Source organism: Allobosea sp. 47.2.35 (genome assembly GCF_024655635.1).
In the GTDB taxonomy this organism is placed as follows: Bacteria; Pseudomonadota; Alphaproteobacteria; order Rhizobiales; family Beijerinckiaceae; genus Allobosea.
Genome location: NZ_JANLGI010000006.1, coordinates 157,212 through 179,196, shown reverse-complemented (window position 1 = coordinate 179,196; position 21,985 = coordinate 157,212). Strand labels below are relative to the sequence as shown.

The following is a 21,985-nucleotide window of genomic DNA, read 5'->3' as shown; positions in this document are numbered from 1 at the left end:
GCCCGGAGTCATGCCGCCGGCTTGAGCTGCGCCTGGACGCGGTCGCGCCCGAGCCGCTTGGCGCGGTAGAGCGCCTCGTCAGCCTCGACGAGGAGGTCGTCAAGCTCGCGCCCGCCGATTTCAACCTCGGCCACGCCGATGCTGAGCGTCGGCTGCAAACCGATCTCGGCGAGATCGGCGACCTTGTCGCGGAAGGCGCCGCGGAGGCGCTCGGCCACCCGCACCGCTTCCCGGACTCCGATATCGGGCAGGATGATGGTGAATTCGTCACCGCCCTGCCGGGCCAGGATGTCGGTGCTGCGCAGCTGTTCCTGCACGGTGCTGGCGAAGAGCCGCAGGATGCGGTCACCGGTGGCATGGCCGAGCGTGTCGTTGATCTGCTTGAAATGGTCGATGTCGATGAGCAGCAGCGCCGCGTGCTGCTCGCCGCGCGCTTGCCGCGCCAGCCATTGCTCGAGGCCGGAGCGGTTCATCGCCCCGGTCAGCGGATCGCGCCGGGCGAGCGTCGCGAGAATCCGGTTGCTGCGCTCGGCCGCGAGCAGCAGCAGCGCCTGGCCTCTGAGGATGACGAAGGCGACGCCGGTCGCGGCGAGCCAGCCCGTCGCTCCCGAATCGGTGGGGAACAGCGTCGTGCCGACCTGGTCCAGCGCCGCCAGCGTGATGCGCCCGGCATAGATCACCACGGTCGGCATGAACAGCGCAGCCAGGAGCCAGGCCGAGCGCAGCCTTTCCTGCCGGCCGAGCCGGACGGCCTCGCGCACGATCGCGGCATCGCAGAGCGCCATCACCGTCGCCACGACCATGACGCGCGTCGAATAGCCCTCTGTTCCCGGCGAGAGTGCGAGCAGGGTCCAGATGCCGAGGAGCACCACCCCGAAGCCGAACCAGTTGAGCTCGCGGCCGGCGAAGTTGCGGATGCCGAAGAGCAGCAGCAGGCAGCCCGCCAGCATCGCGGTGTTGGCGAACTCGATCGAGACGATGTCGGGAATCGTGCCGCGGAAAGCCGCGCCGAGCAGGCCGATCCCGATGCACAGGCTACTGACGCCCCACCAGACCGGGCTGCGGGTGAAGCGGCCGGTGGCGAAGGTCATCAATTGCAGTGCGCCGATGATGAAGCAGGTCAGCGCGCCGGTGACGAAGATCGTTCTCAGGTCGAGGGTCACGCCGAATCCAGCCTCCGGCAGCCGTCCTGTCGGAGCGGTCCGGGTTGTTCAGGCTGGTCGCACGCGCTAGGCAGGCGGCGGCGGGGGGGCGAGCATCTTGGCATGCTTGAGAACATGATAGCCTGAGGATATTCCCCATGACCTTTTACAAGTCGTTGATGGCCGCCTCCGCGGTCGCATTTCTGGGCTCGGTCGCCCCGTCCGTCGCCCAGACCCAGGCCGATCAGCTCAAGGTCGCCTATCAGGCGGCCCGCAATCAGCTCGGCATCCTCGGCTATTGCGCCGACAAGGGTTTCACCGACGCCGGGGCCGCCGACGTCCAGAAGAAGATGATCGCGATGATCCCGGTGCCGGCCGATGTCAGCGGCGGCGACGCGGCCGAGGCCGCCGGCCGCAAGGGCACGATCTCGGCCATGGGCATGGAGCAGAACATCGAGGCGATCGCCAAGGCGACGAACAGCACGCCGGCCGCCTACTGCAAGCAGATCGGCGATGTCGTGAAGCAGATGGGCGCCAAGCTGCCGCAGTGAGGCGAGCCCCGGCATTCTGCCGGGCGGATAACTGTGGACGGGCCCATGCGGTATCCGCATGGGCATCATCATGTCGCGCGCCCGGCTTTCCCGGCCCAAGCGGCTTGCAATGCGGCGCCATCCCCTGTAAGGCGCAGCCCATCCCACATGGAGCGCATCGCCTCGATCTCCCGAGGCGTTCCGGTGACGTGGCAGCTCATGCCCTGTTCATTCGCGCTCCAGAGGTTCAACCGGAAGGACTAGAACACCATGGCTCTGCCTGATTTCTCCATGCGCCAGCTCCTCGAGGCCGGCGCCCATTTCGGCCACCAGTCGCACCGCTGGAACCCCAAGATGTCCCCGTACATCTTCGGCGTCCGCAACAACATCCACATCCTCGACCTGTCGCAGTCGGTGCCGATGCTGCACCGCGCCCTGCAGGCCGTGTCGGACACCGTTGCTCGCGGCGGCCGCGTCCTCTTCGTCGGCACCAAGCGCCAGGCGCAGGATGCGATCGCCGATGCCGCCAAGCGCTCGGCCCAGTACTATGTCAACTCCCGCTGGCTCGGCGGCATGCTGACCAACTGGAAGACCATTTCGGCTTCGATCCAGCGCCTGCGCAAGGTCGACGAGCTGCTCAACGGCGGCGGCGCCGGCCTGACCAAGAAGGAGCGCCTGATGCTGTCGCGTGAGCGCGACAAGCTCGAGAAGGCTCTGGGCGGCATCAAGGACATGGGCGGCACGCCGGACATGATCTTCGTGATCGACACCAACAAGGAGCAGCTGGCGATCAAGGAGGCTCAGCGCCTCGGCATCCCGGTCGCCGCGATCGTCGACTCGAACTCGGATCCGGATGGCATCACCTTCCCGGTCCCGGCCAATGACGACGCCGGCCGCGCCATCCAGCTCTATTGCGACCTGATCGCCCGCTCGGCGATCGACGGCATCGGCCGCGCCTCGGGCGACCAGGGCATCGATGTCGGCGCCGCCGAGGCGCCGGTCGTCGAGGAGGCTCTCGAGACCGCTTCGGGCGCCTTCGAGACGCTGACCACCCCGCGTGGCGCTCCGGACGATCTGACCAAGCTCTCGGGCATGGGTCCGGACGCGGTCCAGAAGCTGAACGACGGCGGCATCTACCACTTCTGGCAGATCGCTGCGATGACCCCGGCCGACGTGACCAAGATCGACCACGACCTGAAGCTCGGCGGCAAGATCGACCGCGAAGGCTGGGTCGCCCAGGCTCGCGATCTCGCCGACGCGTAATTCGGTTAGCGGTTGCGGCGCGTCATCGGCGCGTCGCAATCGGGCCTCTCGATTGACGCCGGCTTTGAGACGTTAAGAGGACGCGCCGACGGCCGGAAACGGAGCGTCGGCGTTTCCCCATGCAGGCGTCCGCATCATTCCGATCCGTGGCCGGCCTTCGGGCCTGCGCCGCACCGACAGCAAGGACAAGACAGATGGCAGCGATCACCGCCGCGATGGTGAAGGAACTCCGCGACAAGACCGGCGCGGGCATGATGGATTGCAAGACCGCCCTCTCGGCGACCGACGGCAACATGGAAGCCGCCGTGGACTGGCTGCGTGCCAAGGGCCTGTCGAAGGCCGCCAAGAAGGCCGGCCGCGTCGCCGCCGAGGGCCTCGTCGCCGTCGCCGTGCAGGGCAATGAGGGCGTCGTCGTCGAGGTCAACTCCGAGACCGACTTCGTCGCGCGCAACCCGGAATTCCAGGCGCTCGCCAAGACCATCGCCGATGTCGCGCTGGAGCGTGGCGGCGACGTCGAGGCGCTGCTCGGCCATCACTATCCGGGCGGTGGCTCGGTGCAGGACGCCATCGCCAACGCCATCGCCACCATCGGCGAGAACATGACGCTGCGCCGCGTTTCCTCGCTCAAGGTCTCCTCGGGCGTGATCGGCTCCTATGTCCACGGCGCGATCACCGAAGGCCTCGGAAAGATCGGTGTTATCGTCGCGCTCGAGTCGACCGGCAAGGCCGATGAGCTCGCGGTGCTCGGCCGCCAGCTCGCCATGCATGTCGCGGCGACCAACCCGGTTGCTCTCGACCTCGCTTCGGTCGCCCCGGAAGTCCTGGAGCGCGAGAAGGCGATCCTGGCCGAGAAGAATGCCGGCAAGCCCGAGCACGTCCTCGCCAAGATCACCGAGAGCGGCCTGAAGAGCTACGCCAAGGAATATTGCCTGCTCGAGCAGGCCTATATCCATGACGGCTCGAAGTCGGTCTCGCAGGTCCTCAAGGAGATCGAGGGCAAGGTCGGCGCTCCGGTCGCGCTGAAGGGCTTCGCCCGCTTCGCGCTCGGCGAGGGCATCGAGAAGGAAGAGCAGGACTTCGCGGCCGAGGTCGCTGCCGCCGGCGGCACCACGGGCTGACAAGCTCGCTATCGAATGAGAGAAAGGCCGCGCATCGCGCGGCCTTTTTTGTAGGAAGATAGGGCTGCGTCGAATCGCGGCCGGCCCCCAGCTAGACGGAGAGACATCGATGAGACCCCAACGCGTTCTCGTGAAGCTCTCCGGCGAAGCTCTTGCCGGCCCCGTTGGAAACGGCCTGGACGGCGTCACGCTGACGGCGCTCGCGGCCGACATCGCCCATGCCTCGCGCGAAGGCGTCGAGATTGGAATCGTGGTCGGCGGCGGCAACTTCTTCCGCGGCGTCCAGGGCCTCAACAAGGGCCTCGACCGCACCACCGCCGATTCGATCGGCATGCTCGGCACGGTCATGAACGCGCTCGCGCTGGAGCATGCGATCGAGGCTGCCGGCGCCCCGGCGCGCGCCATGTCGGCGGTGCCGATGCCCTCGCTCTGCGAGAGCTATGCCCGCAAGCGTGCGCTCGACCACCTGAGCAACGGCAAGGTCGTCATCCTCGGCGGCGGCACGGGTAACCCGTATTTCACCACCGATACCGGCGCGGCCCTGCGCGCGGCCGAGCTCGGCTGCAGCCATCTCCTCAAGGCGACGCAGGTCGACGGCGTCTACAGCGCCGACCCGAAGAAGGACCCGGCTGCGACCCGCTACGACACGCTGACCCATGAAGACGCGATCAAGCGCGACCTCAAGGTGATGGACACGGCCGCCTTCGCGCTCGCCCGCGACGCGAGCCTGACCATCGTCGTCTTCTCGATCGCCGAGCCCGGCATGCTCGCCGCCGTCCTGCGCGGCGAGGGCAGGGCGACCTACGTCACGCCCTGAGGCCGCCTCAATAGGTTTGCCACAGGCCGGGTGTCGTCAGTTCGAGAAGGTGCCCATCGGGATCGCGGAAGTAGAGGCTCGTGCCGCCACGCTGCCATTGCATCCGCCCTTCGACGGCGATGCCGAGTTCATTCAGCCTGGTCTCCCAGGCCGGAAGCTCTTCGGAGTCGATCGCGAAGGCGATGTGGAGCGGCCCGCTGCCGTCATGCGGCGGGATCGTGCCGCCGGCCGAGCGTTGCGCCTGCAACGAGGCGCCGCGCTGGAACAGCAGCAGCACGTTCGCTCCCCCGACATCATAGGCGAAGAGAGTCTTCGTCTTGAGCAGAGGCGCGAGGCCGAGCTTGTCCTCGTAGAAGATGCGGGCGCGGTCGAGATCATCGACATAGAGGGCTGTCTCGACGATGCGGTTGAGGCGGGGCACGTCTTTTCTCCGTGGTTTCGTGCGGGCGGCACTGGCCGGCAAGCGAGCCGGCCTCTAGGATGAGATGGGCATCCGGAGGGGGCGGACCAGCGGGTTGCGTTAGAGGCTCTTGATCTTGACCCTGCGCAGCCTCGCCGCCATGGTCTCGCCGATTTTGGATTACCTGTAAGGTCCTGATTGAAATGGCCCAGACGACGTTCGACCTCGCCGACATCAAGCGCCGCATGGCCGGTGCGGTGCAGTCCTTCAAGGGCGACCTCGCCTCGCTGCGCTCCGGCCGCGCCTCCGCCAACATGCTCGATCCGATCATGGTCGAGGCCTATGGCGCCCGCACCCCGCTGAGCCAGCTCGCCACGGTCTCCGTGCCGGAGCCGCGCCTGCTCAGCGTGCAGGTCTGGGACCGCTCCATGGTCAACGCCGTCGACAAGGCGGTGCGCGAATCCGATCTCGGCCTCAACCCGCAGACGGAAGGCCAGGTCCTGCGCATCCGCATCCCCGAGCTGAACGAGCAGCGCCGCAAGGAGATGGTCAAGGTCGCGCATAAATACGCGGAGGAGGCCAAGGTCTCCGTGCGCCATGTCCGCCGCGACGGCATCGACGTGGTCAAGAAGCTGGAGAAGGACAGCGACATGACCAAGGACGACGCCGCGCGCAATTCCGACCTCGTCCAGAAGGCGACCGATCAGCACATCGCCGAGATCGACCAGGCGCTCGCGGCGAAGGAAAAGGAAATCCTGCACGTCTGATTTCCTGCGCGGGAGATTTCCCGCGCTCCTTCGGCCGAAGCCGAGCGAGGCTCATCCGCATGTCATCCGGTCAGCGCGAGGCAGGCCCGTCCAACCCGGCTCATGTCGCCATCATCATGGACGGCAACGGGCGCTGGGCGCAGATGCGCGGGCTGCCGCGGCAGGAGGGTCATCGCCGCGGGCTGGAGGCGCTGCGCCGCACGGTCCGCAATGCCAGCGACCTCGGCCTCCGGTACCTGACGCTCTACAGCTTCTCGACCGAGAACTGGCGCCGCCCCTATGCGGAAGTCTCCTTCCTGATGGGGCTGCTCAAGCATTTCGTCGAGAAGGACCTCGCCGAGCTTTCCGCCGCCAATGTCCGGGTGCGGATCATCGGCAGCCGCGACGACCTTGCGGCCGACCTGCGCCGCCTCGTCGAGCATGCCGAAGCCAGTACGCGCGACAATACCGGCCTCGTACTGGTGATCGCCTTCAACTACGGCTCCCGCGACGAGATCATTCGCGCGACGCGCCGGCTGGCGGTGGAGGCCGCGGCGGGGCGGATCGACCCGGCCGCGATCGACGAGGCCGCGATCGCCGGCCGGCTCGATACCCACGACATTCCCGATCCCGAGCTGGTCATCCGGACCTCGGGCGAGACGCGAATCTCGAACTTCCTGCTCTGGCAGGCGGCCTATGCCGAGTTCATCTTCGCCCCGGTGATGTGGCCTGATTTCGACCGCGCCGCCTTCGAGGACGCGCTCGCCCAGTACCGCCAGCGCGATCGCCGCTTCGGTGGACTGTCCACGCCCTCCGACCGCAGCGTGGGCGTCGCGTGAATGCGCCGTCTCCCTCCGCGCCGCGCGCAAACTCCGAGCTCAGGCTCAGGGTCGCCTCGGCGCTGGTGCTTGGGGCGCTGGTCCTGCTCGTCACGCTCTGGGGCGGCTGGCCGTTCCGGCTGGTCTGGATTCTCGTCGCCGGGCTCGTCGCCTATGAATGGCTTGCGATCGTCGGGCGGGGCAATGCGATCCCCGCCGGCATCGGCGTGATCGCCACCGGTCTCGTGCTGAGCTACTCACCGGCAAGCCCGGCCGCGCTTGCGGGCACCGCGGCGGCCGCGGCCCTTCTCGGCGCGCTCGCGACGCCTTTCGTGCGCTCGCGTTTGGCGCTGGAACTCTGCGGTGTGGCCTATGCGCTGGCCTTCGCACTGGTCACGCCGGCCTTGCGCGATCTTCCGCAAATTGGCCTTGCCCTGATCCTGTGGAGCTTCGCCGTCGTCTGGCTCACCGATATCGCCGCCTATTTCACCGGCCGTAAGCTCGGCGGGCCCAAGCTGATGCCGGCGGTGAGTCCGAAGAAGACCTGGTCGGGCGCGATCGGCGGCGCCGTCGCGGGCATGGTCGGCGGCTATCTCGTCTGGCGCCTGATGCCATCTCTGCAGGGCGTGACCGCGGCCGGGCCGGTGATCGCCGCCTCGCTTGCAGGCTCGATCGTCAGCCAGGCGGGAGACCTGTTCGAGTCGTCCCTCAAGCGCCGTTTCGACGCCAAGGATTCGAGCAAGCTCATTCCCGGCCATGGCGGTTTCCTCGACCGGCTCGACGGCTACTGGGCGGTGCTGGTGCTGGCCGGCTTCGCGCTCTTCGCCCTGCACCTCAACATCTGATCCCGATGCCCCTGCGCAGCGTCACGCTTCTGGGAGCGACCGGCTCCGTCGGACGTTCGGTCCGCGATGTCGTCGCCGAGAATCCCGAGCGCCTGTCGATCGCGACAGTCGTTGGGGGGCGTGATGCCGAGGCGCTGGCCCGAACCGCGATCGAGACCGGCGCATCATTCGCCGCCTTGGCCGATGCCGCGGGCGGCGAGGCGCTGAAGCAGGCGCTGTCGGGCACCGGAATCGCGAGTGGAGCAGGGCGCTCCGCCGTGCTGGAAGCGGTCGACCGTCCGGCCGATATCGTCGTCAGCGCGATCTCGGGTGCGGCCGGGCTGGAGGCGACCTTCGCCGCGCTTCGGCCGGGGCGGACGATCGCGCTCGCGAACAAGGAAAGCCTGGTCTGCGCCGGGGCTGCGGTGATGGCGCGAGCGGGCGAGGTCGGCGCCCGGTTGCTGCCGCTCGATTCCGAGCACAACGCCCTGTTCCAGGTGCTGGGCGGCGAGCCGCTTTCATCGGTCCGAAGCATGACGCTGACGGCCTCGGGCGGGCCGTTCCGGACCTGGAGCGCCGACCAGATCGCGGCTGCAACGCCCGATCAGGCGCTGAAGCATCCGAATTATGCGATGGGCGCCAAGATCACGATCGATTCCGCCAGCATGATGAACAAGGGGCTGGAGCTGATCGAGGCCCGCTTCCTGTTCGATCTGCAGCCGGACCAGCTCGACGTGCTCGTCCATCCCCAGCAAATCGTCCACGGCCTCGTGACCTTCCGCGACGGCTCGGTCAGCGCCGGCATGGCCGTGCCGGACATGCGGGTCGCGGCCGCGCATTGCCTCGGCATCGACGGTCGCCTCGACGCGCCGTCGCAGCGTTTCCTCGATCTCGCTCTGGCGGCGCCGCTTAGTTTTGAACGCCCCGACCTCGTCCGCTTCCCGGCGCTGGGCCTTGCCATGGCAGCGTTGCGCGAGGGCGGAGCGATGCCTGCCGTACTGAATGCCGCCAACGAGATCGCCGTCGCCGCCTTCTTGGAACGCCGGCTCCGCTTTCCCGGTATCACGGCTCTGGTGGAGGCGGTCTGCGCAGCTTCTCCGGTTGGAGCGAGGGCTCCGGGCGATGTCGCGGAGGCGCTCGCCATTGACCACGATTCGAGGCGGCGGGCTGCCTCGCTCTTGTCGCAAGCACGGTTCACTGTCACCTAAAGGCTGACAGAGACCCCGAGGGAACAGGTTCATGGAATTCGCAGCGTCGCTCTGGAATGCCGGGCAATTCGTGCTCGGCTATCTGCTGCCGTTCCTGTTCGTCCTGACCATTGTCGTCTTCGTCCACGAACTCGGGCATTTCCTGGTCGGCCGCTGGTGCGGCGTCGACGTCAAGACCTTCTCGATCGGCTTCGGCCGCGAGCTCTTCGGCTTCAACGACCGGCATGGCACGCGCTGGCGCTTCGCGCTGATTCCGCTCGGTGGCTACGTCAAGTTCTCAGGCGATGCCGATGCCTCGAGCGCGCCTGACGATGCGGCGGTCAGCCGGATGTCGGCGCAGGAACGCGAACGCTCCTTCCCGGCGCAGTCCCTCGGCGAGCGGGCCGCGATCGTCGCCGCGGGCCCGATCGCGAATTTCCTGCTGGCGATCCTGATCTTCGCTGGCTCGGCCTTCTTCTTCGGCAAGCAGGTGCTGATCCCGCGCGTCGATGTCGTGGTCGCGGGCGGCGCAGCGGAGAAGGCCGGATTGAAGGCGGGCGACATCGTGATCGCCATCGACGGCCAGAAGGTTACCAGCTTCTCCGACATGCAGCGTATCGTCTCGACCCGGCCCGAGGAGCGCCTGGAGGTTTCGGTCGAGCGCGACGGCGGGACAGTGACCCTGCCGGTGACGCCGGCGCTGACCGAACTGAAGACCCAGCTCGGCATCCAGCGCATCGGCGTGATCGGCGTCAGGGCCTCGCCGCGCCCTGAGGATGTGAAGATCCAGCGATTCGGACTGCTCGACTCCACCAAGGCCGGCTTCGTCGAGACCTGGTTCGTCGTGACGCGGACCTATGACTACATCGCCAAGCTGGTGACGGGGCGCGAATCCACCGACCAGCTCTCGGGTCCGATTCGGATCGCGCAGGTCTCGGGCATCGTCGCCTCGAATGGCGGGTTGCTCGGTTTGATCAACCTCGCTGCGATCCTCTCGGTCTCGATCGGCCTGATGAACCTCGTGCCGGTCCCGATGCTCGATGGCGGCCACCTGCTGTTCTATCTCTATGAGGCTCTTCGCGGCCGGCCGCTGAGCCCGCGCGCTCAGGAAATCGGTTTCAGGGTCGGCCTTGCGCTCGTGCTGATGCTGATGCTGTTCGTAACCTGGAACGACATCGTCCACGTCCGCGGGATGCTCTGAAACCGCCTGCGCACCGCGCTTTGCGGCGGAAAAACGGCACGCTGCGTGGCCCTCCGGCAACGAGATTCCTAAAAACACTTTATTAACGACGATCGCGGTTTGCACCCTGCCGGAAACTTTGTAGAAGCGATTGAACCGCAATGTCCCCGTGCTGCCATCGGTTGATGGCGGTCCCCGTTTGGGGTGGTGACCAGAGAGATGGAATAGGCGACCCGATGACGTCGACCCAAAAGAGCCGGACGACCAAGACGCGGCTCTCTCGATCGATCGGACTTTCGGCTTTGATGCTGGCCGTGAGTGGTGGTGTGGCTTTCGCGCAGGCCGTGGTCGTCCACGGCAACCGGCGTGTGGATGCGGAAACGATCCGCTCCTACGCGGTCGGCCGGGAGAGCCCGCAGGAGATCCGCGAGAGCCTGCTGGCGACTGGTCTGTTCAGCAACGTGCAGGTCAACCGCCGCGGCTCGCAGATCGTCGTCTCGGTCCAGGAGCAGGGCGGTACGGTCAATCGCGTCGCGTTCGAAGGCAACCGCAAGATCAAGGGTGAGCAGCTCGCCCAGATCGTGCAGTCGCGCGCCGGTGGTCCGGTCAGCCAGGCGCTAATGGATTCCGATGCGGAACGCCTGCGTGAAGCCTACAAGCGCGCCGGTTACGGCCTGTCCTCGGTCAGCGCGCGGGTTGCCCCGCTGCCGAACGGTCGTCAGGACGTCGTCTTCACCATCAACGAGAGCAGCAAGACCGGCATCAAGTCGATCAACTTCACCGGCAACGAGGCCTATTCGGCCGGGCGCCTGCGCGGGTTGATGACCTCGACGGAATCGAATTTCCTGAGCTGGATCAAGACCTCCGACGTCTACGATCCCGACAAGATCAATTCCGACATGGATCTCATCCGCCGCTTCTACCTGAAGAACGGCTACGCCGATTTTCAGGTCACCAATAGCGCCGCTCGCTTCGACGAGGCGGCCGGCGGCTGGGTCATCGATATCCAGGTCCAGGAAGGACCGCGCTATCAGGTCGGCAATGTCTCGGTCGATTCCTCGCTGCGCGATGTCGATGCCGCTGCCCTGCAGCGTTACGTCGCGACCTCGACGGGCGACACCTACAATGCCGAAGCCGTCGAGAAGTCGCTGGTCGCGTTGACGACGGAGGTCGCGCGCCGCGGCCATGCCTTCGCCCAGGTTCGCCCGCGTGGCGATCGTGACGCTTCCGGCCGCCAGATCGGCATCACCTATGTCGTCGACGAAGGCCCGCGGGTCTATGTCGAGCGGATCAACGTGCGCGGCAACACCCGTACCCGCGACTATGTCGTGCGCCGCGAGCTCGATCTCGGCGAGGGCGATGCCTACAACAAGGTCATGGTCGATCGCGCCGAGCGTCGCCTGAACAATCTCGGATTCTTCAACAAGGTCCGTATCACCAACGAGCCGGGCTCCGCTCCGGACCGCGTGGTCGTCAATATCGATGTCGAGGACAAGGCAACCGGCTCGTTCTCGATCGCCGGCGGCTATTCGACCTCGGACGGTGTCATCGGCGAAATCTCGCTGTCGGAATCGAACTTCCTCGGTCGCGGCCAGTTCGTCCGCATCGCCGGCACGCTCGGCGAGAGGACGCAGGGCGTCGATTTCTCGTTCACCGAGCCCTATTTCCTGGGCTATCGCGTGGCGGCGGGTATCGACCTGTTCTCGAAGTTCAACGACAACTACAACACCGGCCGCTTCGAAAGCCGCGTGACGGGTGGTCAGGTGCGCTTCACCTTCCCGATCACGGAAGAATTCTCGATCACGCCGCGCTACTCGCTCTACACGACCGAGATCGACATCCCGAACGAGGTCAGCCGGCCCTATAACGACTGTACCTTCCCGATCCCGGGCATCACGCCGACGGGTGCCACGGCGGCTACCCCGTATAACTGCGTGACCAACGGCGAGGCGACGGTCGCGGTCAAGGAAGCCCAGGGCTCGACCCTGACCTCGCTTGTCGGCCTGAACTTCAACTACAACTCGCTCGACAGCGTCCAGAATCCGCGCAACGGCTTCATGGCCGAACTGAAGCCGGAATTCGCCGGTCTCGGCGGCGACTCGAAGTTCTTCCGCGTCTCGGCCGATGCCCGCTACTATCGCGAGATCTTCGACGACGTCGTCGGCTTCCTGCGCGTCCAGGGTGGTCACGTTCAGGCGACCAGCGGCAATCTGCGCATGGTCGATCACTACTTCCTCGGACCATCGCTGGTGCGTGGTTTCGCACCCTCCGGCATCGGCCCGCGCGACGTTCTGAACGATCCGACGGCGAACGCGGTCGGCGGCACGACTTATTTCGGCGGCACCGTCGAGGTGCAGTTCCCGATCTTCGGTCTGCCGCGTGATCTCGGCCTGCGTGGTGCGGTCTTTGCCGACGCCGGCACACTGTTCAACTATGACGGTGGCTCGAAGTCGGTGGCCTACGCCTGCCCGGCTGGTTCCGAGGCCCGCCAGTACAATGTCATCACGGGTGGCGCGCAGTCGAATATCGGCTGTATCCGCGACAAGAACATCCTGCGCTCGTCGGTGGGCGTCAGCTTGCTCTGGCAGTCGCCGCTTGGTCCGATCCGCTTCGACTACGCCTACGCCCTGACGAAGGACGATGGCCAGATCGGCATCAATCCGCAGACCGGTCTCGTCGGCAAGTACGGCGGCGACCGTCTCCAGGCCTTCCGGTTCTCGGGCGGCACCCGCTTCTGACGTGAGCGGGGCGTAGCACTGGCCCGAAAAGTGGCTTCCACTTTTCGGGAAAGCCCGGTGCGATAACATGGACGATCGCCGTTTCCGTGCCCGGCAGGGCGCATGGCGATCCTGCCCGCTTCGGACCGGATCATGGCAGAGCCCGTTTTCTTTCCCTTCGCGACCTCGCTGAACTTCGGCGAGGTCGCAAGCATTTCAGGCGGAACCTTGCCGGACGGCGTTGAGCCGGCCCGCAAGCTCGATGGCGTCGCCGCCCTCGAAACGGCCGGCCCGGCCGATCTCGCCTATATGGACAACCCCAAGTACACGGAGGCGCTGGCTGCGACCAAGGCGGGCCTGTGCCTGGTTTCGCCGCGCTTCGTCGATCGCGTTCCGGCTGGCACGGTAGCCCTTGTATCGCCCGCGCCTTACCACGCTTTCGCGAAGGTGATGGAGCGTTGCTTCCCGAGCGCGCTGAGGCCTGAATCGGTCTTCGCCTCGCAGGGCGTCGCGCCCGGCGCTGTCGTTCATGCTACCGCCGTTCTCGAAGCAGGCGTGACCGTCGATCCGGGCGCGGTGATCGGTCCGGGCGCCGAGATCGGCGCCGGCACCGTCGTGGCCTCGCATGCGGTGATCGGGCCGCAAGTCCGGATCGGGCGCAACTGCTCGATCGGCGCCGGCAGCACGATCCAGGCTTCGCTGATCGGCAATCGCGTCATCGTCCATCCCGGTGCGCGGATCGGGCAGGACGGCTTCGGCTTCGCGATGAGTCCCAAGGGGCACATGAAGGTCCCGCAGATTGGCCGCGTCATCATCCAGGACGATGTCGAGATCGGCGCCAACAGCACGATCGACCGGGGCGCGAGCCGCGATACCGTGATCGGCGAGGGTACGAAGATCGATAATCTCGTCCAGATCGGCCATAACTGCGTCATCGGGCGCCATTGCGTGATCTGCGCGCAGACCGGCCTCGCAGGTTCCTCGACGCTTGAGGATTTCGTGGTCCTCGGCGGCCAGGTCGGCCTCGCAGGTCACCTCACCATCGGCGCCGGCGCGCAGATCGCGGCGCAGAGCGGCGTCGCCGGCGATGTTCCGCGCGGCGCCCGCTATGGCGGCTATCCAGCCCAACCTGCGCTCGGCTGGGCGCGCGAGACGGCTCTGCTCAAGACGCTGGTCGCCAATCGCGGCAAGAAATCCGGCACAGCGCAGGACTGATCTGGCGTTTCCACCGCCGGATCCGCTCTTTCTGCCGCGAATGCCGAGAATTGTGTTGCCGAACCCGCTCCGTTTCCGGCAAAGCGGCGGAGGCTTTGAAATCGTGGCGGGTTGCAGGAGCGTTGCCTGTGCCCCGTCGCCGACGTGAATGCAAGACGCTGCCCGGCGAAGGCACGCGGGAGAAGACAGACCATGAGCGAGGCGACGACGGCACTGGGTGTGATCGACATCCAGAGGATCATGGCCAGCATTCCTCACCGTTATCCGTTTCTGCTGGTCGATCGCGTTGTCGAGATCGATGGCGATACGTCCGGCGTGGGCATCAAGAACGTGACGGTCAACGAGCCGCAGTTCACCGGCCATTTTCCGGAGCGGCCGGTGTTTCCGGGCGTTCTGATGATCGAGGCGATGGCCCAGACGGCCGGTGTCCTTGTCGTGAACGCCCGCGAGGTCGGCGAGCAGGAGGTCAAGACCGTCCTCTTCACCACGATCGACAAGGCAAAGTTCCGCAAGCCGGTCACGCCGGGCGACCAGATCCGCTTCCACCTCACCAAGCTCGCCCGCAAGCGCAATATCTTCTTCTACCGCGGTGAGGCGCGCGTTGATGGCGTGCTCGTGGCCGAAGCCGAAATCTCGGCGATGGTCGTTTGAGCGTCGGGTCGGTTCAGGATCAGGGCAACGTCTCGATGAGCGTCACCATCCACCCCATGTCGCTTGTCGACCCGAAGGCCCGGCTCGGCGCCGGCGTGAAGATCGGGCCTTTCTGCGAGGTCGGCCCCGATGTCGTGCTCGGTGAGGGCGTCGAGCTCGTCAGCCATGCCGTCGTCGCCGGCCGCACCACGATCGGTGCGCGCACGCGCATCTTCCCCTTCGCCTCGATCGGCCATCCGCCGCAGGACCTGAAATATCGGGGCGAGCCCTCGACGCTCTCGGTTGGCGAGGATTGCATCATCCGCGAAGGCGTGACGATGAATCCGGGCACCGAGGGCGGCGGCATGGAGACAGTCGTCGGCAATCGCTGCGCTTTTCTCGCGAATTCGCATGTCGGGCACGATTCCCGCGTCGGCAACAATGTCGTGTTCTCCAACAATGCGATGTGTGCGGGCCATGTCACGGTCGGCAACTTCGTCATCGTCGGCGGCGGCGCCGGCCTGTTGCAGTTCATCCGGATCGGCGACCATGCCTTCATCGGCGGTGGTGCCGGCGTGACCAGCGACGTCATTCCCTTCGGCCTCGTGCGGGACAATCCAGGCCACCTGGCCGGACTCAACCTGATCGGGTTGAAGCGGCGCGACTTCAGCCGCGAGCAGATCAACGAATTGCGTCGGGCCTATCGCCTGCTCTTTGCCGACGAAGGCACGCTTGCGGAGCGCGTCGAGGACGTCGCGGCGGAGTTCTCGAAGCAGCCGCTGATCGAAGAAATCCTGAACTTCATCAGGGAAGGCGGCGGCAAGCCGCTCTGCACGCCGCGGGATGCTGCCGCAGCGGAGCGGTGAGCACTGACGCGCAAGGGGCGGCTCGCGGTCCGCTCGCGATGATCGCGGGGGGCGGGGACTACCCGCTCCAGCTGGCGCGCATCGTGACCGATCGGGGCGAGCGCCCCTATATCGTGGCGCTCGACGGCGCAGTCGACCCCGCCGCCTTCGGTGAGGGTGCGGATGTCCAGAAATACCGATTGGGCCAGCTCGGCAGCCTGCTCGAAGAGCTGCGTCGCCGGGGCATCGCCGATATCGTCATGCTGGGCGCCCTGCCGCGGCCGAGTTTCGGCTCGCTGCGCCCTGAAGTCTCGACGCTGAAATACCTGCCGCATTTCGCCAAGGCCTTTCAGGGCGGGGACGACCACCTGCTGCGCGGCGTCGTCCGCTTCTTCGAGATGCAGGGCTTTCGCGTTCACGGTCCGGCGGACATAGCGCCCGAGATGACCGCGCCGCGGGGCGCTATCGGCCGCAAGCAGGCCAACCCCGAACAGCGCGCTGAGCTCGAACGCGGCTTCGCCTTGCTGGCTACGCTCTCGCCCTTCGATGTCGGGCAGGCCGCGATCCTCGCCGATCATCGCGTCGTCGCGATCGAGGCCGCCGAAGGCACGGATGCGATGATCCGGCGCGTGGCCGATCTGGTGGCGCGCGGGCGGCTCAAGATCGGGAAGGGCGACGGCTTCCTCGTGAAGGTGCCGAAGACCGGGCAGGACCTGCGCGTCGACATGCCGGCGATCGGGCCGGACACCTTGCGCAACATCGCCGAAGCCGGGCTTTCCGGCATCGGCATCCGGGCCGGCGCGGTGCTGGTCGGCGATCGGGTGACGCTGGGCCGGCAGGCGGACCAGCTTGGCCTCTTCGTCGAGGGCTTTCCCTGATGCGGCCCTTCCGGCTGGCGATCATCGCGGGCGAGGCCTCGGGCGATGCCCTGGCGCTACGCTTCCTCGCCGCCCTGCGCGAGCACATGGGCGATCGCCCGATCGAGCTCTGCGGCGTTGGCGATCACGGCTTGCCGGAGGCCGGTCTCAAAACGCTGTTTCCCCAGGCCGATATCGCGGTGATGGGTTTCGGCCCGGTGATCGCGCGCCTGCCTTTGCTGCTGCGGCGGATGGAGGATGCGGCGCGCGGCATCGCAGCATTCCAGCCCGACCTGCTGCTGACGATCGATAGCCCGGATTTCTGCCTGCGCGTCGCGAAGAAGGTGAGGGCGCGGGCGCCCGCCATTCCGATCGTGCACTGGGTCTGCCCCAGCGTCTGGGCCTGGCGCTCGGGTCGCGCACGCCGGATGGCGCCGCACGTTGATCGCATCCTGGCCCTGCTGCCCTTCGAGCCTGCGGCACTCGCGCGCCTGCATGGCCCCGAGACCGTCTATGTCGGCCATCCGCTGATGGAGCGGCTGGCCGAGATGCGGCCCAATGCGGAAGAGCAGCGCCGCCGTGGTGATGCCGACCGGCCGGCGGTGCTTGTCCTGCCCGGCAGCCGGCGCTCCGAGATCCATCACCTGATGCCGGTCTTCGGCGAGGCGGTGGCGAAGGTTGCCGCGGCGGTGCCGGGCGCGCGCTTCGTCCTGCCGGCTGTGCAGCGGCTCCAGCCGATGATCGCCGAGGCGGCAGCGCAGTGGTCCGTCAAGCCGGAGATCGTGACGGGCGAAGCGGCCAAGCTCGCGGCATTCCGTGAGGCCCGCGTCGCGTTGGCGGCCTCCGGGACTGTCACGTTGGAACTTGCCCTGTCGCAGATTCCGACCGTCGCGGCCTATCGCGGCGCCAACTGGGAAGCTTTCCTCGCCCGGCGCCTCGTCAAGCTGCCGAGCGTGATCCTGCCCAATCTCATTCTCGGCCGGAGCGTCGTCCCGGAGTTCATCCAGGAAGAAGCGACCGCCGATGCGCTGAGCGACCATCTGCTCGCTGCGATGGCCGCGAGTGGCAAGCGGCAAGAGCAGCTCGAAGGCTTCGCGGAAGTCGAGACGATCATGCGCTCGGCCGGACCGAGCCCGGCGGCGAACGCGGTTTCGGCTGCTCTCGAACTGGTCGCCTCGCGGAGCGGCCGCGAGGCGACGCAAGCCTGAGCCGGCTTACTCGACGACGGCGCCCGAGGCCTTGGCGATCGGCGCCCATTTGGCGAGTTCAACCTTGACGTGCTCGCCAAGCTGCTCCGGCGTCGAGCCGACGATATCGGCGCTGACATCGTTGAGCCTCTTCTTGACGTTCTCGTCCTTCAGGGCCTGGTTGGCGGCCTGGTTGATCTTCTCGACGATGGGGCGCGGCATGTTGGCGGGGCCGAACAACGCGTTCCAAGTATAGGTCTCGTAGCCGGCCAGGCCGCCTTCGGCGATGGTCGGCAGATCGGGGAAGGAGGAGACGCGCTCCTTGGTGGTGACGCCGATCGCGCGCAGCTGGCCGTTCCGGATGAAGCCGGCCGAGGAGGGCAGGTTGTCGAACATGATCGGCACCGCGCCCGCGACCACGTCGTTCAGGGCGGGGCCGGCGCCGCGATAGGGCACATGGTTCATCTGGACGCCGCCGAGCGACTTGAACAGTTCGCCCGAGAGATGCAGCGGCGTACCGACGTCGGAGGAGGCATAGGAGTATTTGCCGGGATTGGCCTTCAGCACCTCGATCACCTCCTTGACCGTCTTGGCCGGGAAGTCCGGATGCACGACCATCACGTTCGGCACGATCGCGAGCAGGTTGATCGGGGTGAAGTCCTTGACCGCGTCGAAGGTCACCGTCTTCAGGATCGCCGGGTTGAGCGCATGGGTCGAGATGGTGCCGAGCAGAAGCGTGTAGCCATCCGGCTGGGCACGGGCGACGGCGGTTGAGCCGATATTGCCGCCGGCGCCGGCCCGGTTCTCGATCACCACGCTCTGGCCGAGGATCTCGCCCATCTTCTGGCCGACGAGCCGGGCGACGATATCGGTCGAGCCACCGGCGGCGAAGGGGACGATCAGGTTGATCGGGCGGCTGGGGAAACTGGCCTGCGCGCGTGCCTGCGTGCCGGCGAGGCCGACGGCACCGGCCGCGATCAGGAACGAACGGCGGTCGAGAAAGCGGCTTTCGGTCATGAACGGATCTCCGTGAGAAGAGGCAATTCTAAACGGCCGCACCCGCGGATCACTCGCATCGCTCTGCTCAATCATCGGAAACAATAAGGGCGCGGTGGAGACCACCGCGCCCTCGTAGGCATACGAGCTTTCGCCCTGTGATCAGCGGCGGCCGATCGGGGTGTAGTCGCGCTGCGGCGAGCCGGTATAGAGCTGGCGCGGGCGGCCGATCTTCTGGGACGGGTCCTCGATCATTTCCTTCCACTGCGCGATCCACCCGACGGTGCGGGCGACGGCGAAGAGCACCGTGAACATCGAGGTCGGGAAGCCCATCGCCTTGAGGGTGATGCCCGAATAGAAGTCGATATTCGGATAGAGCTTCTTCTCGATGAAGTACTCGTCCGAGAGAGCGATGCGCTCCAGCTCGACAGCGACGTCGAGCAGCGGGTCGTCCTTGATGCCGAGCTCGTTGAGCACCTCATGCGTCGTCTTCTGCATGATCTTGGCGCGCGGATCGTAGTTCTTGTAGACCCGGTGGCCGAAGCCCATCAGGCGGAACGGATCGTTCTTGTCTTTCGCCTTGGCGATATACTTCGGGATGTTGTCGACCGAGCCGATCTCCTCGAGCATCTTGAGCGCTGCCTCGTTGGCGCCGCCATGGGCGGGGCCCCACAGGCAGGCCGTGCCGGCCGCGATGCAGGCGAAGGGGTTGGCGCCCGACGAGCCGGCGAGGCGCACCGTCGAGGTCGAGGCATTCTGCTCGTGGTCGGCATGCAGGATGAAGATGCGGTCGAGCGCGCGCGACAGCACCGGATTGACCTTGTATTCCTCGGCCGGCACCGCAAAGCACATGCGCAGGAAGTTCGAGGTGTAGTCCAGCGAGTTCAGCGGATACACAAAAGGCTGGCCGATCGTGTACTTGTAGGCCATCGCCGCCAGCGTCGGAATCTTCGCGATCATCCGCATCGAGGCGATCATGCGCTGATGCGGGTCCGAGATGTCGGTCGAGTCGTGGTAGAAGGCCGACATGGCGCCGATCGAGCCGACCATCACCGCCATCGGGTGCGCGTCGCGGCGGAAGCCCTGGAAGAAGCGGGCCATCTGCTCGTGCACCATGGTGTGGCGCGTGATGCGATAGTCGAAATCGGCCTTCTGGGCGGCCGTCGGCAGCTCCCCGTAGAGCAGCAGGTAGCAGGTTTCGAGGAAGTCGCCATGCTCGGCGAGCTGCTCGATCGGGAAGCCGCGATAGAGCAGGACGCCCTTGTCGCCGTCGATATAGGTGATCTGCGACTCGCAGCTCGCCGTCGAGGTGAAGCCGGGATCATAGGTGAACATGCCCGTTTGGGCGTAGAGCTTGGCGATGTCGATGACGGCGGGGCCGACCGACCCCTCCTTGATCGCCATGTCGACGGTCTTGTCGCCGACCTGGAGCTGGCTGTTACTTCCGCTCATCGATACCGATCCTTTCAAGGCTCGCTGCTGTTCAGCCCCGGTTTCGCCTCTCCGCGCTTTCGCGCCGGCCATCTCGTATCCGAAGGCCGCGATGTGACGCGCGCATGTCGGAAGGAGATGGGAAGAGGCGGTCCATGTGACTGATTTACAAGCAATATTCGTGCCCGCCGCGCTGGCGCGCTGCAATGCACTTGCGCGTCACTAGACCATTTGCGCAGTGCATTCAACCGAGCCAAAAGGCGGTTGGAGCCGCGCTGCGCTCATATCTGCGCGAGCAACTCCGCCGCCGTCTTTGGGACGGCGGCGGCGGGAGGCTTTCAGGCGGATCGGGCGGGCCTTTCCGGGCCTTCGAAAACCGGTCAGGCGGCCTGATCGGCGAGCCGCGCCAGCGTCTCTTCGCGGCCGAGAACGGCCATGACGTCGAACAGGCCCGGCGACATCGCCCGGCCTGTCAGCGCGGCGCGCAGCGGCTGTGCCGCCTGGCCGAGCTTCAGCCCGCTTTCCTCGACATAGGCACGAACCGCCGCTTCCAGCGGGGCCGGCGACCAGTCGTCGACGGCGGCGAGCTTCTCCGCGATCTGCGGCAGGCGCTGGCGGGCGGCCTCGTCGAGCAGGCCCTTGGCCTTGTCGTCGAGCTGGAGCGGGCGCTGGGCATAGAGATAGAAGGCGCTGTCGAGCAGTTCGATCAGCGTCTTGGCGCGCTCCTTGAGGCCGGGCATGGCGGCGAGGAACTTCGCTTCCAGCTCCGGCGAGAGCGTGGCACCGAGCCCGCGCGCCGGCCCGATCTCCGGCAGGATGACCTTGAGCGCGGCAAGCAGGTCCGCATCATCCGACTGGCGCATGTAGAGACCGTTGAGGTTCTCCAGCTTGGCGTAGTCGAAGCGTGCCGGGGAGCGGCCGATCGAGGACAGCTTGAAGGCGTCGATCATCTCCTGCGTGGAAAAGACCTCCTGGTCGCCATGGCTCCAGCCCAGCCGCACCAGATAGTTGCGCAGCGCCGCCGGCAGGTAGCCCATCGAGCGATAGGCATCGATGCCGAGCGCGCCGTGGCGCTTCGAGAGCTTGGCGCCGTCCGCGCCGTGGATCAGCGGGATATGCGACATGCTTGGCACATCCCACCCCAGCGCGTCGTAGATCTGGGTCTGGCGGGCGGCATTTGTGAGATGGTCGTCGCCGCGGATGATATGGGTCACGCCCATGTCGTGGTCGTCGACGACGACGGCGAGCATGTAGGTCGGCGTACCGTCCGAGCGCAGCAGCACGAGATCGTCGAGATTCTCGTTCTGCCAGACGACACGGCCCTGGACCTCGTCATTGACCACGGTCTCGCCGGTCTGCGGCGCCTTGAGGCGGATCACCGGCTTCACGCCTTCCGGCGCCGTCGATGGGTCGCGGTCGCGCCAGCGCCCGTCATAGCGCAGCGGCTTGCCTTCGGCGCGGGCCTTCTCGCGCATCTCCTCGAGCTCGGCCGGGGTCGCATAGCAGTGATAGGCCCGGCCGGCGGCGAGCATCTGCTCGGCGACCTCGCGGTGCCGGGCGGCGCGCTGGAACTGGTAGACGGTCTGGCCGTCCCAATCGAGGCCGAGCCATTCCAGCCCGTCGAGGATCGCGGCGATGGCGGCATCGGTCGAACGTTCCCGATCGGTATCCTCGATCCGCAGCAGCATCTTGCCGCCTTGCCGGCGGGCATAGAGCCAGTTGAACAGCGCGGTCCGGGCTCCGCCGATATGCAGGAATCCGGTGGGCGAGGGCGCAAAGCGCGTGACGACGGCGTTGCTCATGGGAGGGAACTCCGGCCGGGCGGCAAGGGCCGTCCGGGACTAGACAGGGGAAGGGGCCAGATCGTGACATGACAACCGGCGCGCGCCCTGTAACATGGCTTTGCCGGAAACGCTAAGCGGTCAAATCGCAGCGCCGGCAGGGGGGAGAGCAGGCGATGCAGCCGGCGCCGCCGGGGCAGGGAGAGCGGAGCGGCCGGCGCGGCGCGCGCGCCGATGCCTTGCCGGCTTGGCTCGGCGCTTCGGTACCGCTCTCGGCGAACTTGCGGCCCTTACTCCGGTG

Annotated in this window: 20 protein-coding genes; 15 read left to right on the top strand and 5 right to left on the bottom strand. The window is 66.7% G+C overall.

Going from position 1 to position 21,985, the window contains the following annotated elements; translation table 11 throughout:
* Positions 1 to 8: 8 nt before the first annotated feature.
* Entirely contained in the window at positions 9 to 1,163 is a 1,155-nt protein-coding gene (locus tag NUV79_RS10295) for a GGDEF domain-containing protein (RefSeq protein ID WP_257732985.1), read from the bottom strand.
* Between the two features lie 137 nt (positions 1,164 to 1,300).
* On the opposite strand from NUV79_RS10295, the gene NUV79_RS10290 reads away from it, so the two are divergent.
* The 4 genes from NUV79_RS10290 (at position 1,301) to pyrH (ending at position 4,870) form a co-directional block, all read left to right on the top strand.
* A complete protein-coding gene (locus NUV79_RS10290) occupies positions 1,301 to 1,693 on the top strand; it encodes a pore-forming ESAT-6 family protein (protein WP_257732984.1) in 393 nt (130 codons plus the stop codon).
* 249 nt (positions 1,694 to 1,942) lie between these two features.
* Positions 1,943 to 2,935 (top strand): 30S ribosomal protein S2, encoded by a 993-nt coding sequence (locus NUV79_RS10285; RefSeq protein WP_257732983.1) that lies wholly within the window; start codon positions 1,943 to 1,945, stop codon positions 2,933 to 2,935.
* Positions 2,936 to 3,129: 194 nt separating this feature from the next.
* The gene (gene tsf / locus NUV79_RS10280) at positions 3,130 to 4,053 is read left to right on the top strand and encodes a translation elongation factor Ts (RefSeq protein ID WP_257732982.1); all 924 of its coding nucleotides are present in this window, start codon (positions 3,130 to 3,132) and stop codon (positions 4,051 to 4,053) included.
* 109 nt (positions 4,054 to 4,162) lie between these two features.
* Positions 4,163 to 4,870: a UMP kinase gene (gene pyrH / locus NUV79_RS10275; protein WP_257732981.1), complete on the top strand. Its 708-nt coding sequence runs from the start codon at positions 4,163 to 4,165 to the stop codon at positions 4,868 to 4,870.
* A 7-nt stretch (positions 4,871 to 4,877) separates the two neighbouring features.
* Here the strand turns inward: pyrH and NUV79_RS10270 are convergent, their stop codons facing one another.
* Positions 4,878 to 5,291: a VOC family protein gene (locus tag NUV79_RS10270; protein ID WP_257732980.1), complete on the bottom strand. Its 414-nt coding sequence runs from the start codon at positions 5,289 to 5,291 to the stop codon at positions 4,878 to 4,880.
* Between the two features lie 182 nt (positions 5,292 to 5,473).
* Between NUV79_RS10270 and frr the strand changes: the two genes are divergently transcribed.
* The 11 genes from frr (at position 5,474) to lpxB (ending at position 17,497) form a co-directional block, all read left to right on the top strand.
* Complete coding sequence (frr, locus tag NUV79_RS10265; RefSeq protein ID WP_257732979.1) at positions 5,474 to 6,037, top strand: ribosome recycling factor; 564 nt, start codon at positions 5,474 to 5,476, stop codon at positions 6,035 to 6,037.
* Between the two features lie 59 nt (positions 6,038 to 6,096).
* Positions 6,097 to 6,855, top strand: coding sequence for an isoprenyl transferase (locus NUV79_RS10260; RefSeq protein ID WP_257732978.1), 759 nt, complete (start codon positions 6,097 to 6,099; stop codon positions 6,853 to 6,855).
* Positions 6,852 to 7,679, top strand: coding sequence for a phosphatidate cytidylyltransferase (locus tag NUV79_RS10255; protein WP_257732977.1), 828 nt, complete (start codon positions 6,852 to 6,854; stop codon positions 7,677 to 7,679). Before NUV79_RS10260 ends, NUV79_RS10255 begins: the two co-directional genes overlap by 4 nt.
* 5 nt (positions 7,680 to 7,684) lie before the next feature.
* Positions 7,685 to 8,866 (top strand): 1-deoxy-D-xylulose-5-phosphate reductoisomerase, encoded by a 1,182-nt coding sequence (gene dxr, locus NUV79_RS10250; protein WP_257732976.1) that lies wholly within the window; start codon positions 7,685 to 7,687, stop codon positions 8,864 to 8,866.
* A 31-nt stretch (positions 8,867 to 8,897) separates the two neighbouring features.
* A complete protein-coding gene (rseP, locus tag NUV79_RS10245; protein WP_257732975.1) occupies positions 8,898 to 10,046 on the top strand; it encodes an RIP metalloprotease RseP in 1,149 nt (382 codons plus the stop codon).
* A gap of 215 nt (positions 10,047 to 10,261) precedes the next feature.
* Positions 10,262 to 12,763, top strand: a complete 2,502-nt coding sequence (gene bamA / locus NUV79_RS10240) for an outer membrane protein assembly factor BamA (protein WP_374679132.1) — start codon at positions 10,262 to 10,264, stop codon at positions 12,761 to 12,763.
* Positions 12,764 to 12,895: 132 nt separating this feature from the next.
* A complete protein-coding gene (gene lpxD / locus NUV79_RS10235) occupies positions 12,896 to 13,957 on the top strand; it encodes a UDP-3-O-(3-hydroxymyristoyl)glucosamine N-acyltransferase (RefSeq protein ID WP_257732974.1) in 1,062 nt (353 codons plus the stop codon).
* 192 nt (positions 13,958 to 14,149) lie between these two features.
* Positions 14,150 to 14,608, top strand: coding sequence for a 3-hydroxyacyl-ACP dehydratase FabZ (gene fabZ, locus NUV79_RS10230; RefSeq protein ID WP_257732973.1), 459 nt, complete (start codon positions 14,150 to 14,152; stop codon positions 14,606 to 14,608).
* A 35-nt stretch (positions 14,609 to 14,643) separates the two neighbouring features.
* On the top strand, positions 14,644 to 15,453 hold the full coding sequence (lpxA, locus tag NUV79_RS10225) for an acyl-ACP--UDP-N-acetylglucosamine O-acyltransferase (protein WP_257733045.1): 810 nt from the start codon (positions 14,644 to 14,646) through the stop codon (positions 15,451 to 15,453).
* Positions 15,450 to 16,310, top strand: a complete 861-nt coding sequence (locus NUV79_RS10220; RefSeq protein WP_257732972.1) for an LpxI family protein — start codon at positions 15,450 to 15,452, stop codon at positions 16,308 to 16,310. The genes lpxA and NUV79_RS10220 overlap by 4 nt, the downstream gene beginning before the upstream one ends.
* Positions 16,310 to 17,497 carry a lipid-A-disaccharide synthase gene (gene lpxB / locus NUV79_RS10215; protein WP_257732971.1) on the top strand — a complete coding sequence of 396 codons (1,188 nt, stop codon included), beginning with the start codon at positions 16,310 to 16,312 and terminating at the stop codon, positions 17,495 to 17,497. The genes NUV79_RS10220 and lpxB overlap by 1 nt, the downstream gene beginning before the upstream one ends.
* Positions 17,498 to 17,503: 6 nt before the next feature.
* On the opposite strand, the gene NUV79_RS10210 is transcribed toward lpxB, so the two are convergent.
* From NUV79_RS10210 to gltX, 3 genes are all read right to left on the bottom strand, one after another.
* Positions 17,504 to 18,493: a Bug family tripartite tricarboxylate transporter substrate binding protein gene (locus NUV79_RS10210; protein ID WP_257732970.1), complete on the bottom strand. Its 990-nt coding sequence runs from the start codon at positions 18,491 to 18,493 to the stop codon at positions 17,504 to 17,506.
* Positions 18,494 to 18,634: 141 nt separating this feature from the next.
* A complete protein-coding gene (gltA, locus tag NUV79_RS10205) occupies positions 18,635 to 19,924 on the bottom strand; it encodes a citrate synthase (RefSeq protein ID WP_257732969.1) in 1,290 nt (429 codons plus the stop codon).
* Positions 19,925 to 20,283: 359 nt separating this feature from the next.
* Positions 20,284 to 21,705, bottom strand: coding sequence for a glutamate--tRNA ligase (gene gltX / locus NUV79_RS10200; protein WP_257732968.1), 1,422 nt, complete (start codon positions 21,703 to 21,705; stop codon positions 20,284 to 20,286).
* Between the last annotated feature and the right edge of the window lie 280 nt (positions 21,706 to 21,985).